Origin of the sequence: Fischerella sp. (assembly GCF_013388695.1) — a bacterium.
Classification (GTDB): Bacteria; Cyanobacteriota; Cyanobacteriia; order Cyanobacteriales; family Nostocaceae; genus PCC9605.
Genome location: NZ_JACAEU010000135.1, coordinates 17,474 through 30,859 on the forward strand (window position 1 = coordinate 17,474; position 13,386 = coordinate 30,859).

The window sequence follows — 13,386 nt, forward strand, 5'->3', positions numbered from 1 at the left end:
CCCAGTCATTTATAAATTGCTGGAATTTTATTTAGTACTTGTACACTCTCGTTACCAGGTTCAACTTGGTAATTAAATATCCAATAATCAGAAATACCTGCTTGAGCATAAAGAGGCATTTTCACATCTCGGTCATAATCTAAGGAAGAATCTGCAACTTCTATAACTAACAACACATCAGTAGGTTCGGGATGACCAGAAAGATAATTATCATTACGATTTTTGACAATAGCGAAATCTGGTTCAGGTTCGCTGTTGGGTGGTAAAGTAATCGGGGCTTGAGATTGCAAGGTTGCCCTGTCTCCTACTAGTCTTGGTAGTTCTCGCAATAAGTTTCTTAGACAAGTTGCATGGGCTTTGCCCTTCGCTACCATTTGAATAATTTCTCCATTGATTAATTCAATGTGGTCATCCTCGTGGAAAAAGCCCAATTCTGCGAGTCTGTGGTATTCAGCGAGTGTAAAACGTTTAGCCTGAGCAATACTCATACATTTTTCTCCCAAGGGAAAAGCGATCGCCCTCATCGCCCTAATTGCCTTCACACTTATTCTAGATGTCCCAGATTTGATAAGCTAAAAACCTAGAGAAGCTATTATACAAACCATGCCTGCGCCTACTACCACCCCCAGTATTACCACCTTCCCCTTGACTGCCGTCGTCGGTCAAGAAGCAATTAAATTAGCTTTACTATTAGCAGCAGTCGATCCGGGTTTAGGGGGAGTGGCGATCGCAGGTCGTCGGGGTACGGCAAAATCTGTGATGGCGCGTGCGATCCACGCCCTTCTACCACCGATTGAAGTTGTTAAAGGTTCGGTCAGCAACTGCGACCCCAATCACCCAGAAGAATGGGATGATAAATTGTGTAGAGACGTAACATGCTACGTCTCTACAAATGACGAAATTCCCACAGAAGTTATCCCCGCACCCTTTGTCCAAATTCCTCTAGGAGTGACCGAAGACCGACTCATCGGTTCTGTGGATGTGGAACAATCGGTGAAACAAGGGCAAACTATTTTTCAACCAGGGCTACTCGCCGCTGCACACCGAGGCGTCCTCTACGTCGACGAAATAAATTTATTAGACGATCAAATTAGCAACTTACTTTTAACAGTATTATCTGAGGGACGCAATCAAATTGAGCGCGAGGGCATTAGTTTTCAACATCCTTGCAAACCCCTGTTTATCGCTACCTACAACCCAGAAGAAGGGACTTTACGAGAACATTTGCTTGATAGAATCGCCATTGTTCTGAGTGCGGATGGTGTCCTGGGTTTAGACCAAAGAGTCCAAGCAGTTGAACAAGCGATCGCCTATTCCAAATCTCCCCAAGAATTTCTCCAGCAGTACAGCGAAGATATCGACGCCCTCAAAACCCAAATTATCTTTGCCCGGGAATGGCTAAAAGATGTTCGCATCACCCATGACCAAATTACCTATTTGGTCGAAGAAGCAATTCGCGGGGGAGTGGAGGGACATCGCGCCGAGTTATTTGCTGTGCGCGTTGCCAAAGCATCGGCGGCGCTGGATGGACGCACGCAAGTCAACGCCGATGATTTGCGCCGGGCCGTGGAATTAGCGATCGTCCCACGGGCAACTCAGGTGCAGACACCGCCACCCGAACAACCGCCACCACCGCCACCTCCACCCCAAGATCAAGAACAACCCGAGGACGAAAATCAAGAACAAGAGGAAGAGGAAGATAACCAAGAACAACAAGAACCCCCCAATATTCCTGAAGAATTTATCTTTGATCCTGAAGGGGTAATACTTGACGAAAGTGTGCTTTATTTTGCTCAGATGGCAAAGCGACACGGTAAATCTGGCAGTCGCAGTTTAATCTTTTCCGAAGACCGAGGACGCTACATTAAGCCGATGTTGCCCAAAGGAAAAGTGCGGCGCGTCGCCGTGGATGCCACAATGAGAGCCGCAGCTCCGTATCAAAAAGCACGACGTGAACGACACCCAGGTAAGAAAGTAATTATAGAGCAGGGAGATATCCGTTCTAAGCGCATGGCACGCAAAGCCGGGGCGTTGGTGGTATTTGTAGTGGATGCTTCTGGCTCGATGGCGTTGAATCGGATGCAGTCTGCGAAAGGTGCGGTGATGCAACTATTAACAGAAGCGTATCAAAACCGCGATCAAGTGGCGTTGATTCCCTTCCGGGGAGAGCAAGCAGAGGTGTTATTACCGCCGACACGTTCCATTGCCTTGGCGCGGAATCGCTTGGAAAGATTGCCTTGTGGTGGAGGTTCGCCCCTAGCGCATGGATTGACGCAAGCTGTGCGCGTTGGGTTGAATGCTCAAATGAGTGGAGATATCGGGCAAGTTGTGATTGTGGCGATCACTGATGGACGCGGTAACATTCCCTTGGCGCGTTCTTTGGGCGAACCGCAAGAACCAGGAGAAAAGCCAGATATCAAAGCAGAATTATTAGATATTGCTGCTAGAATTCGGGCTTTGGGAATACAGTTGTTGGTGATTGATACCGAGAGTAAATTTGTTTCAACTGGGTTTGCAAAAGAAATAGCAAAAACAGCTGGAGGCAAGTATTATCATTTGCCTAAAGCTACGGATCAAGCCATTGCTGCTATGGCCAAAGGAGCGATCGCCGATATAAAATCGCGATAGTCAAAACGATTTGTGAGTCTACTTACGTGCTTTAAACATCATCGTCACATAAAATCAACCCGTTGATGTTTAAGCATTCCAAATTTGTGGTATGCTTTTTATAGAAGATTAAATTCGGTTGGACAGTTTGTTTTTATTTACACATATTACTACAGACTTCTCCGGATCTAAATCTCTACACTTTCAATCCTGGAGATGTTTTATGTCAATATATGTGGGTAATCTATCCTACGAGGTAGAGCAAGAAGACATCAAACAGGTCTTTTCTGAGTATGGGACTGTTAAGAGTGTCCAATTACCTGTAGATCGAGAAACAGGTCGCGTGCGAGGATTCGCTTTTGTAGAAATGGAATCAGACGCAGAAGAAGCTGCCGCCATTGAAGCCCTTGATACTGCTGAGTGGATGGGTCGTAGCTTGAAAGTTAATAAAGCTAAACCCAAAACAGATAGAGGTTCATTTAGTGGTAGACGAGGAAACAGTGGTGGTGGCGGTTACTCTCGACGCTACTAAAAGTTTCAAAAAAAATTTAACTTTTAAGTCTCTTGGGCAGACGAAGAGTCTGCCCTTTTTTGTTCTCAGTTAATTGGATGGTTTTTACCCAACCACCTATTAAGTTTATTTAGTAGGAGAAAAAGCGAATGACCCAAATAGTAGTTGGCGAAAATGAAGGACTTGAGTCAGCTTTACGTCGGTTTAAACGCCAAGTGTCTAAGGCGGGAATCATGCCAGACTTAAAGAAACATCGTCACTTTGAAACGCCTCTAGAAAAAAACAAGCGTAAAGCTAAAGCTATTGCTAACTCTAAGCGCTATAAGAGACGTTTCCGCCGTTAACCGAAGCGCATATATATTATTAACCGTATTGCTGATTACAGGCTTTGACTCAGAATGACTGATTGTTGGTTGTTGGTAGTTATTCCATACAACAACCAACCCACAACAAACAACTAATTACAAAAAAGCAAACTTATCTGTTGTCTCAACCAAAGCACTAAGAATCCCTGGTTCGCTCATTGAATGTCCAGCGTCAGGAACAATAATAAATTCAGCTTCTGGCCATGCACGATGCAATTCCCAAGCTGATATCATCGGGCACACAACATCATAACGCCCCTGAACAATTACAGCCGGAATGTGGCGGATGCGGTGAACATTTAAAAGCAATTGGTCTTCGGGATTAAAAAATCCTTTGTTGATAAAGTAATGACATTCAATGCGTGCAAAAGCATCAGCAAATTGACTCTCACCAAACTTTTGCATTAATTCTGTATCTGGAAACAATCTACTAGTGCTAGCTTCCCAAATTGACCAAGCACGGGCTGCATCGAGCCTAACTTGCATATCTGGACTAGTCAAGCGTTTGTAATAGGCTGTTAGCAGATCGTCACGTTCAGCAGCAGGAATTGGTTTGAGGTACTCTTCCCAAGCATCGGGAAAAATATAGCTAGCACCTTCTTGATAGAACCAATGCAACTCCTTTTGTCGCAGCATGAAAATGCCACGCAGGATTATTCCCGTACAACGTTCGGGATAAGTTTCGCTGTAGGCTAATGATAGAGTACTTCCCCAACTACCACCAAAGACAACCCACTTTTCAATACCTAAATGCTCTCGCAGTTTTTCAATATCATTGACTAAATCCCATGTGGTGTTTTCTCGCAATTCAGCATGAGGTGTACTTTTTCCGCAACCACGTTGGTCAAACATGACCAAGCGCCATTTTTCTGGATTAAAATATTGTCGGTAATATGGCGGACATCCTCCACCCGGGCCACCGTGGAGTAGAACAATAGGCTTACCCTGCGGATTGCCTGACTCTTCAAAATGAATTGTGTGGATGTCTGATACCTGTAATTTTCCTTCTCGATAAGGCTCAATTGCTGGATAAAGTACTCGCATTTTCACAATTATCTGATAGTCATTATGCAATGATATGACAGTAGGAGCATGTTAAGTTTTGGGCATTGCATAATTAAGGGATGACTCTTGTGGAATGGGCGTCCCGTCTGTCCCTTCTTGTATTTTGAGGGCGGGCTGTCCGGCCCACCCCACAAGAATTTGAAAAAATTTCAACATGCAAATTAAATGTGCTTTAGGTTAGAAATGGCGATCGCTTTGTTTTTCTAGACTTATTAATTTCTCGGCAGGGCTACCGATCAGTTGCATTCCATACCACTCCCATAACCATAATATTTCTTCAATCACCCTGAAATCAGGAAACATTCCTCTAGTTACTGTATATACTCGTAATCAAAATCTAAAATTTTATAGAATTTTTCCATAAATGTAGCGGTGCGATCGCTCATTTCAATCAGCACCAATTGGACGAACAGCTAATGGACGAGAAATATTTCAAATCTGCTACTTTTTTGTTCCGAGTTTGTCACCTTACTAAGATACATTTGAAGGCAAGCAGTTTAACATTGCCTGCCAAATAGTTCGCCAGTCAGTGGCTATAACTAAATACCAAATTTGTGAAATAGCTAAATGAAGACCCACGCTGCCACCGCAGCGAGGGTAAGATAGGTTAAGGGAGTTCTAAATAAAAAAATATCCAGTTGTTCTTAGACAAACAAGGAGGGCAAGGGGGAAGAAGTCGTTTTGGATGCAGGAGTTGGATAATTTATTTTTTGGAGTTGCTTAAAACAATATTTTTCTATATTTACAATATTTACATTTTATAAACCATTTTTACCCTGGCGAATAAAATACTACTGCGCAATGCCTTAAGCTAAGGCAGCTGCGGAAAGTCAACCGGAGTTCATGAGTGTTGCATAGACTCTCGGTTTTTGGGGGTAATTAAACCTGATTTAGTATGAGTTTTCAATCAAATATTTTAAATAAAAGTTACACGAATCAACAAATAAAAAATATTACAATAATCCAATCAAACATGAATATTCACGGAGTAGTTAGCAAAGTTACACGAAATAAGTAAAAAATATTACAACAATCCAGTCAAACATGAATATTCACGGGGTAGTTAGCACTGAGAAACTAGCAAAGTTGATACAGGGTTGTGTAAGTGAGCATTTTACAGGTCGATTGAACCTTGAAAATACTCATTTTTTACAATCTTGGACTCTGTATTTCTACCAAGGTTGTTTGATTTGGGCGGCAAGTTCGGTGCATCCAATTCGCCGTTTCTGTCGGCAAATGTCTTTACACTGTCCGGAACTATCCATCCATACTGCGATCGAATGGGGGTCGGATACTGTTGATTTGGACTACATCTTTTTAGCAAAACTTGTGAAACAAGGGAAAATCCAGTGGAAGCAGATGGCAGCAGTTATTGAAGGTCAGATTACGGAGATACTGTTCGATCTCCTGCAACAGTCAAACCTGCAAAGCCGTTCAATCATCCCACTAACCTACAGGCGGATTCCCGAAAGCACTATAGATTCAACCACAAAAAATTCAAGTTTGGTGTTAGTTGCAACAGAATACTGTTGGCTACAAGCAAAGCAGGCTTGGGAAGCTTGGCATCAAGCAGGCTTGAGAGACTATTCCCCAAACTTGGCTCCCGCGATCCGACAAGCTAAACAATTGCAACAGCTGATTCCAGCAGTTGCATACCGCAACCTCATCTCTTTAGCAGATGGTAACTGGACTTTAAGGGATTTAGCAGTCAAGTTGAAACAGAACCTTTTACCCCTTACCCAATCAATTATTCCCTACATCCATCAAGGATTGATCGGACTGATTGAGGTTGAGGATATCTTAGCTGCTAGCAATGTTTCGCAACCGCATCTGCAAGCATCAACCAGTCCGTTAGTAGCCAGTATTGATGACAGCAAAAACGATCGCTTGATGATAAGTCGCATTCTCACCCAGGCTGGCTATCGCTTTATCAATATTGAAGATCCGGTGAAAGCACTGCTGATATTGCTAAAACACAAACCCGATCTGATCTTTTTAGATTTGATCATGCCTGTTGTCAATGGGTATGAAATCTGTTCACAAATTCGCCGCACTTCGGTTTTCAAAGATACCCCTGTGATTATTCTCACCAACAATGACGGTATTGTAGACCGAGTGCGGGCAAAGGTTGTAGGTGCATCGGGCTTTTTAGCAAAGCCCGTCAAAGCAGAGAAGGTGTTGAAAATTGTCCAAAAGCATCTACCAACTACAAAGCCTGTTCAATCTCAGGGGTTGCAAATGCAAACTCTCAACCCAAAACTAGTGAATTTAAACAGTCAGTCTTGTCTTACGGAAATTTTATGATTACAGTCCTTTTGGTTGAAGATAGCTTGACGGAAACCGAGGTGTTGACCCATTATCTCAGGCAAGCGGGTCTAGCGGTAGTAAGTGCCACCAGCAGTGAGGAAGCGCTGGTTAAACTTCAGTCACAGACACCGGATTTGATGATTATCGATGTGATTTTGCCTGGTCAAAGCGGATTTGAACTCTGCCATGAAATCAAGAGCAATGATCGTACTCGAGGAATCCCAGTAGTGATTAGCTCAACCAAAGGAACCGAGGCTGACAAACTCTTGGGTACGATGCTGGGAGCTGATGCCTACATACCCAAGCCGATAGATCAACAAAAACTGCTGCAAACAATCCAACAATTGACTGCTGTTTAGTCATTAGTCATTAGTTAGTGGTTAGTGGGTAGTAGTTAGTGGTTGTAGAGACGTGCCATGGCACGTCTGTATATTGGTTAGTGGTCATTAGTTATAAATATTTAGACAAATGACAAATGACAAATGACAAAAATTTAGATATGTTCGCTCAAACGTTTGTCAACTCAATAGCGACTAGTTTTGACCCACTGATATTAGACCAACTGCCTCCAGAACGCCCCTTATCTCGGTTGATCCGCTTTCCTCTTGGTTCGCAAGACAGTGCGCTGCTACCCCTAGAGCAGATAGCAGAAATTCTCAGGATTGACGTGGCGGAAATTTTGCCAGTTCCGCAAATGCCCAGTTGCGTTTTAGGAATTGGCAATTGGCGGGGAGAAATGCTTTGGTTAGTAGACCTAAACCATCTTGTTGGCTATCCACCCTTGACTTTGGCAGCAGGGGTATCTCCTATTGCAATGGTGGTTCAGGTCAATGGCCAGTCTGTAGGTCTGGTGGTAGAGAAAGTAAATGATATCGAATCACATGATTTGGAAAAGCTGCATCCACCGTCCTTTGGCTTATTTCCTGGCTCGCTGTTGCCTTTTGTTCTGGGGTATCTGCCTGGCGATAGGGGGAATGTCTTGGACGTTGCAGCCATTGCTGGATTTTCTCTGTGGCAGAGCCACAAAAAGACGGAAGGATGAAGAATTAAGGCTGAAAATTTCAGCCTACTCTTGGGGAATCCACCCGCAGGCCGTCTATATCTTTCATCCTTATTTATTCATATATCCTCCATCATTATCAATAAGCAATATGACCACTGACACTCAAGGTATCCTACAGGAATTTGAACAATCTCAGCCAATTATCAAGTCCCAACTCTACCAATCGCACAATAACGGTAATAACGAGCAACAAACAGCTGGGGTGAAAGGCAATTTTGATCCCAACCAAGCTTTTGCATTAGTGACTGCCATCAAAACAGACTTGGAGCAGGCGGGAGATGCTGTTAAAGCTGAAAGCCTGGAGAAAGTTCACCAGCTGGAAAAGTGGGCTTTGGAGTTGCAAAGACGGTTGCAGGCTAACCTGGCTGTCGCAACCGAGCAATACTTCCAGCGTGAGCGGCAGTGGTTATTGACCATTGCCAGCCAGATGCGCCAAGCAGCAAATATTGATACCATATTCCGAGAAATTATTCACGAGATTCAGCAGCATTTACGGGTAGACAGAACCTTGATCTACCGCTTCGAGTCTGATAATGAGGGCGTGGTGCTGTCAGAAGCAATAGTAAACGGTTATACTCCTAGTCTCAGTAAATCTCTGCCAGCGATCGCCTTTGGTGCTGAGAATCGGCTCGACTACCAACAAAAACAGCAGGTCGCCTTGAATGACATCTCAGTCCTAAATCCTTACCAACTCCAACTTTTGACACAGTTCCAAGTCACAGCCAGCTTGAGCTTGCCAATTCTGTTAGACAAAGAGGTTTGGGGCTTACTTGTCGTCCAGCAATGCTCTGGTTCCCGGCAATGGCAGGAAGCTGAAATTTGTCTGCTTTACCAGATTGTGACGGAACTAATGCTGATATTGCAGTCAACAGAACTGCGATCGCAATTACAAAAGCAGACAGACTGGGAGCGCTCCATTACCAAAATCGTCGCCAGAATTCTCCAGGCTCAGGACGAAACTACAATCTTCCGCATCGCTACCCAAGAGGCTCGGAATTTACTCAATTGCGATCGCGTAGCGGTGTATCGATTCGATTCCAACTGGGGAGGCAAGTTTGTCGCTGAATCGGTAGCCGGTGCTTGGGTACCGTTGGTCGGGCCCGAAATCAAAACCATCTGGGATGATACCTATTTGCAAGAAACTCAGGGAGGCCGGTATCGCAACCAGCAAGTATTTGTGGTTGATGACATTTATAAGGTTGATCTGTCTCCTTGTCATTTGGAAATATTGGAGCAATTTCAAGCCAAAGCTTTTGTAATTGCGCCGATTTTCTTTAGAGGAAAGCTGTGGGGTTTACTAGCTGCTTACAACAACAACGCACCTCGCCAATGGCAAGAAGCTGAAGTTAACACCCTGAAACAGATTGGCATGCAGGTGGGAGTGTCCTTGCAACAGGCGGAGTCTACCGAACAACTGGCTAAGTCTTTGGAACGGGAACGGGCGATCGCCAAAATAGTTGAGCAGATTCGCCAGTCCTCCGATTCCCAGAGCATCATTAATACAACCGTTAGAGAAGTGCGACGCTTCTTAAACGCAGACCGAGTTGCAGTCTTCCAGTTTGATCCCCATTCTGACTGTAATCATGGGCAAATTATTGCAGAAGATGTCCGGGCTGGTTTCACTTCCGCGCTACAAGCCAAGATCCATGACCCTTGCTTTGGCAAGTACTACGACCAGTATCGCCAAGGTCGATACTGGGCAGCGAGTGATATTCACAATATCGGTTTGACAGAGTGTCACCTTGCCATGCTGTCTCAATTCCAGGTAAGGGCAAATCTAGTTGTACCTCTGTTGAACGGAGAGCAACTCTGGGGCTTGCTGTGTGTTCACCAGTGCAGCGATCCTCGTCAGTGGCAAGAAACAGAAATTCAATTTATCCAACAGATTGCCGCTCAATTTACAGTGGCACGGCGGCAGAAAGAATACACTGAACAACTGGCGAAAGCAGCAGAGCGAGAACGAGCAGTAGCCAGGGTAATTGACAAGATTCGTACCTCCTTAGATATTGACGCCATTTTTAAGGCAATAACGCAAGATGTCCGCAGACTACTAGATGTAGAGCGCATCACCATCTACAAGTTCCGTCCGGACTATTTCGGTGACTTTTTAGTAGAATCGGAGTCTGGGGGGTGGCCGAAACTGGTCGGCAGTGGTTGGGAAGACGCCTATTTAAACGAACACCAAGGTGGTAGGTTCCGCAACAAAGAACCCTTTGTGGCAGATGATATTTACAATGCTGGTCTAGACCCTTGCCATGTAGAAGCCCTTGAGTACTTTGGCGTCAAATCCTGCGCTGTCGTTGCGATCGTGCAAGGAGAGAAACTGTGGGGGTTGCTGTCGGCGTTTCAACATAGCGGAGTACGGCATTGGGAAGAAAATGAAGTCAAACTGATGATGCAAATTGGCGATCAAATCGGACTAGCTTTGCAGCGAGCAGAGTACCTGCAACAGTTGCAAGAGCAATCCACCCAATTAGCCAAAGCCGCAGAGCGGGAGCGAGCCGCAGCCAAAGTCATAGACAAGATCCGCAAGACATTAGACATTAAAACCATTTTCAAGACGACAACTCAAGAAGTCCGAGAACTGCTGCAAGCAGAACGTGTCGTTGTCTATCGCTTCGAGCCTGACTGGAGTGGTAAATTTGTGGCAGAGTCCGTCAGTAGTGGTTGGACTGCGCTGATGCAGGAACAATTTGAAAATCCCATTCTGCGAGAGAATATCAGCGAATGCAGCGTGAAAATCCTCGGTAAAGAAAGAGCCACTGTTACGGATACCTATCTCCAAGAAACTCAGGGGGGTTCCTATGCCAAAGGGACAAACTTCAGGGTTGTTAATGATATTTACCAAGGAGGGTTCTCACCCTGCTACATTGAAATGCTGGAGCGTTATCAGGTCAGGGCTTATGTGATTGTTCCCATTTTCCAAGGAGAAAAGCTTTGGGGTCTGTTGGCAGCCTATCAAAACTCCAGTTCTCGGAACTGGGAAGAGGCTGAAGTGAACTTAATGACTCAAATTGGCGGTCAGCTGGGAGTAGCTTTGCAGCAAGCAGAGTACCTGCAACAATTGCAGGAGCAGTCCACCCAGTTAACTAAAGCTGCCGAACTGGAACGCGCCACAGCTAAGGTCATCGACAAGATTCGCAATACATCGAACATTGATGCCATTTTCAAGGCGACAACCCAAGATGTCCGCAAACTACTGGATGTAGAGCGCATTACCATCTACAAGTTCCGCCCAGATTACTTCGGTGACTTTTTGGTAGAGTCGGAGTCCGGGGGATGGCCAAAACTGGTTGGCAGTGCTTGGGAAGATCCCTATTTGCAAGAACACCAGGGCGGTAGATTCCGCAACAACGAACCCTTAGTTGTGGATGATATCTACAATGCTGGTCTGACCGATTGCCATGTAGAAGCCCTCGAATTATTTGGAGTCAAAGCTTGCATGGTCGTTGCCATTATGCAAGGGCAGAAGCTGTGGGGGTTGCTGTCGGCATTTCAACACAGTGGTTCACGGCACTGGGAAGAGGCTGAACTCAGGCTGATGATGCAAATCGGTGGTCAACTAGGGGTGGCTTTGCGGCAAGCAGAGTATATTGAAGAACTTCGCGTCCAGTCAGAACGGTTAACCAAATCGGTCGAACGAGGGACAATCTACAGCAAACTGGTCTACAGACTGGGATTGGCTCTGATTCAGGAGAATTTTTCTCTCGATCGGGTTTTGCAAATGGCTCTTCAGGAATTACGCAGACAGTTGCAGACCGACCGAGTAGCCATCTACCGCTTTCATCCTGACTGGAGTGGGGAATTTGTACTTGAGGATGTGGGCAGCAATTGGGTAAAACTGGTGGGAAGCGACCTGACTAAGGTCGAAGATACTTACCTGCAAGAAAGCAAGGGCGGTCGCTATCGCCACAAACAAACTTTTAGCGTAGACAACATTTATACTGTTGGGCATGATGAATGCCACATTCAGTTGCTGGAGCAGTGGCAGGTGAAAGCCTACATAATTGCGCCGATATTCAAAGGTGAGCAACTTTGGGGACTATTAGGCGCTTATCAGAATGATGCACCACGCCATTGGGAGGAGATAGACATCAACTTGTTGGCTCAGGTCGGGGTGCAACTCGGTCTGGCTCTGCAACAAGCAGAATACTTGGAGCAAATGCGAACCCAATCCCAGCAATTAACAGAAGCAGCGATACGGGAAAAAACTGCTAAAGAGAAACTTCAGGAGGAAGTGATCCAGTTGCTGACAGCGGTGCGCCCTGGCTTAAAGGGAGACCTCACCGTCCGCGTTCCCGTGTCAGAAACTGAAGTGGGAACCGTTGCTGATGTCTATAACAACATCTTGCGAAGCTTGCGGCGAATCGTCATGCAAGTGCAGACAGCATCCAGGCAAGTTGCCGAAACATCCCAAAACAGTGAAGCCTCGATTGTTGGTTTAGCTGACCAAGCCCAGCAGCAGTTTCTGGCTCTCAGTCAAGCGCTAGAGCAAATTCAGACGATGGTCAATTCTACCTTAGCCGTGGAGACGAGTGCCCAACAGGTAGAAGCGGCAATCCAAGAAGCAAACCAGACGGTTCGGGAAGGAGATGCGACCATGAACCGCACCGTCAATGGCATTGTCAATATCCGAGAGACGGTGGCGGAAACTAACAAGCGGCTGACGCGCTTGTCGGAATCTTCCCAGAAGGTTTCCAAGGTGGTGAACCTGATTAGCAACTTTACCACTCAAACTCAAATTCTGGCTCTGAATGCAGCGATTGAAGCCACCAGAGCAGGTGAGTACGGGCGTGGATTTGGCGTTGTTGCCGACGAGGTGCGAACTCTGGCGCGTCAGTCTGCTGAAGCCGCCACCGAAATTGAGCAGCTAGTGCAGGAAATCCAAGTAGGCACAGCTGAGGTTGCTGTAGCACTGGAGAAGGGCATCCAGGAGGTCGCCCAAGGAACGGCGATGGTACACGATACTCGCCATAATTTGAATGCGATCGTTCAAGCTACGTCCCACATCAGCCAGCTAGTGGAAGGTATCATCCAGGCAACGCAGTCACAAACCCAGCAGTTCCAATTAGTGACGCAAACCATGACCGAGGTGGCAAAGATTGCCAACAAAACCTCCGAGGATTCTATGGAAATGTCCACTTCCTTTAAGGAACTCCTGGCAATGGCTCAAAGTCTCCAGAGCAGTGCTGACCAGTTTAAAGTCAATTGAAAGGTTAGTGGTTAGTGGTTAGTGGTTAGTGGTTAGTAGTTAGTAGTTAGTAGGGGCGAAGCATTTGTATGGGTATCCTAAATTCAAAACGAAGTATTTTCGTACAAATGCTTCGCCCGTACAGTAGTTAGTAGACAAACTCCCAACCGGTTATCAGTTGCTCCCTCGCCGACTATTCACTATTCACTGATTTCCACCCAACCACCAACCACTAACCACTAACCACCAACCACTAACCACTAACCACTAACCACCA

At 45.6% G+C, this 13,386-nt stretch carries 10 protein-coding genes; 7 read left to right on the forward strand and 3 right to left on the reverse strand.

Translation table 11 applies throughout. The features are described from left to right. Nucleotides 1–5: 5 nt before the first annotated feature. Nucleotides 6–488, reverse strand: a complete 483-nt coding sequence (locus HXY43_RS18020; protein ID WP_290885678.1) for a Uma2 family endonuclease — start codon at nucleotides 486–488, stop codon at nucleotides 6–8. 115 nt (nucleotides 489–603) lie between these two features. Between HXY43_RS18020 and bchD the strand changes: the two genes are divergently transcribed. From bchD to rpsU, 3 genes are all read left to right on the forward strand, one after another. Next, on the forward strand, nucleotides 604–2,628 hold the full coding sequence (bchD, locus tag HXY43_RS18025; RefSeq protein WP_290885550.1) for a magnesium chelatase ATPase subunit D: 2,025 nt from the start codon (nucleotides 604–606) through the stop codon (nucleotides 2,626–2,628). Between the two features lie 202 nt (nucleotides 2,629–2,830). Then, nucleotides 2,831–3,139 (forward strand): RNA-binding protein RbpA, encoded by a 309-nt coding sequence (locus HXY43_RS18030; protein ID WP_026733422.1) that lies wholly within the window; start codon nucleotides 2,831–2,833, stop codon nucleotides 3,137–3,139. 128 nt (nucleotides 3,140–3,267) lie between these two features. Beyond that, complete coding sequence (rpsU, locus tag HXY43_RS18035) at nucleotides 3,268–3,462, forward strand: 30S ribosomal protein S21 (protein ID WP_026733421.1); 195 nt, start codon at nucleotides 3,268–3,270, stop codon at nucleotides 3,460–3,462. A 117-nt stretch (nucleotides 3,463–3,579) separates the two neighbouring features. On the opposite strand, the gene pip is transcribed toward rpsU, so the two are convergent. Together pip and HXY43_RS18045 are read right to left on the reverse strand one after the other, a co-directional pair. Then, nucleotides 3,580–4,527 carry a prolyl aminopeptidase gene (pip, locus tag HXY43_RS18040; protein ID WP_290885556.1) on the reverse strand — a complete coding sequence of 316 codons (948 nt, stop codon included), beginning with the start codon at nucleotides 4,525–4,527 and terminating at the stop codon, nucleotides 3,580–3,582. A gap of 198 nt (nucleotides 4,528–4,725) precedes the next feature. After that, entirely contained in the window at nucleotides 4,726–4,851 is a 126-nt protein-coding gene (locus HXY43_RS18045) for a hypothetical protein (protein ID WP_269321046.1), read from the reverse strand. Nucleotides 4,852–5,592: 741 nt separating this feature from the next. Between HXY43_RS18045 and HXY43_RS18050 the strand changes: the two genes are divergently transcribed. From HXY43_RS18050 to HXY43_RS18065, 4 genes are all read left to right on the forward strand, one after another. After that, complete coding sequence (locus HXY43_RS18050; protein WP_290885561.1) at nucleotides 5,593–6,852, forward strand: response regulator; 1,260 nt, start codon at nucleotides 5,593–5,595, stop codon at nucleotides 6,850–6,852. After that, nucleotides 6,849–7,214 (forward strand): response regulator, encoded by a 366-nt coding sequence (locus tag HXY43_RS18055; RefSeq protein WP_026733419.1) that lies wholly within the window; start codon nucleotides 6,849–6,851, stop codon nucleotides 7,212–7,214. The genes HXY43_RS18050 and HXY43_RS18055 overlap by 4 nt, the downstream gene beginning before the upstream one ends. 116 nt (nucleotides 7,215–7,330) lie before the next feature. Then, nucleotides 7,331–7,897: a chemotaxis protein CheW gene (locus HXY43_RS18060; protein ID WP_290885564.1), complete on the forward strand. Its 567-nt coding sequence runs from the start codon at nucleotides 7,331–7,333 to the stop codon at nucleotides 7,895–7,897. Between the two features lie 109 nt (nucleotides 7,898–8,006). Beyond that, nucleotides 8,007–13,130: a GAF domain-containing protein gene (locus tag HXY43_RS18065; RefSeq protein ID WP_290885567.1), complete on the forward strand. Its 5,124-nt coding sequence runs from the start codon at nucleotides 8,007–8,009 to the stop codon at nucleotides 13,128–13,130. Nucleotides 13,131–13,386 lie beyond the last annotated feature (256 nt).

What these genes read in the sequence shown, in the direction of transcription:
- HXY43_RS18030 (WP_026733422.1), top strand. Translation starts at nt 2,831, where the DNA reads ATGTCAATATATGTGGGTAATCTATCCTACGAGGTAGAGCAAGAAGAC.
- HXY43_RS18055 (WP_026733419.1), top strand. Translation starts at nt 6,849, where the DNA reads ATGATTACAGTCCTTTTGGTTGAAGATAGCTTGACGGAAACCGAGGTG.
- HXY43_RS18045 (WP_269321046.1), bottom strand. Translation starts at nt 4,851, where the DNA reads ATGTTTCCTGATTTCAGGGTGATTGAAGAAATATTATGGTTATGGGAG.
- HXY43_RS18020 (WP_290885678.1), bottom strand. Translation starts at nt 488, where the DNA reads ATGAGTATTGCTCAGGCTAAACGTTTTACACTCGCTGAATACCACAGA.
- HXY43_RS18065 (WP_290885567.1), top strand. Translation starts at nt 8,007, where the DNA reads ATGACCACTGACACTCAAGGTATCCTACAGGAATTTGAACAATCTCAG.
- HXY43_RS18050 (WP_290885561.1), top strand. Translation starts at nt 5,593, where the DNA reads ATGAATATTCACGGGGTAGTTAGCACTGAGAAACTAGCAAAGTTGATA.
- HXY43_RS18060 (WP_290885564.1), top strand. Translation starts at nt 7,331, where the DNA reads ATGACAAATGACAAAAATTTAGATATGTTCGCTCAAACGTTTGTCAAC.
- rpsU (WP_026733421.1), top strand. Translation starts at nt 3,268, where the DNA reads ATGACCCAAATAGTAGTTGGCGAAAATGAAGGACTTGAGTCAGCTTTA.
- pip (WP_290885556.1), bottom strand. Translation starts at nt 4,527, where the DNA reads ATGCGAGTACTTTATCCAGCAATTGAGCCTTATCGAGAAGGAAAATTA.
- bchD (WP_290885550.1), top strand. Translation starts at nt 604, where the DNA reads ATGCCTGCGCCTACTACCACCCCCAGTATTACCACCTTCCCCTTGACT.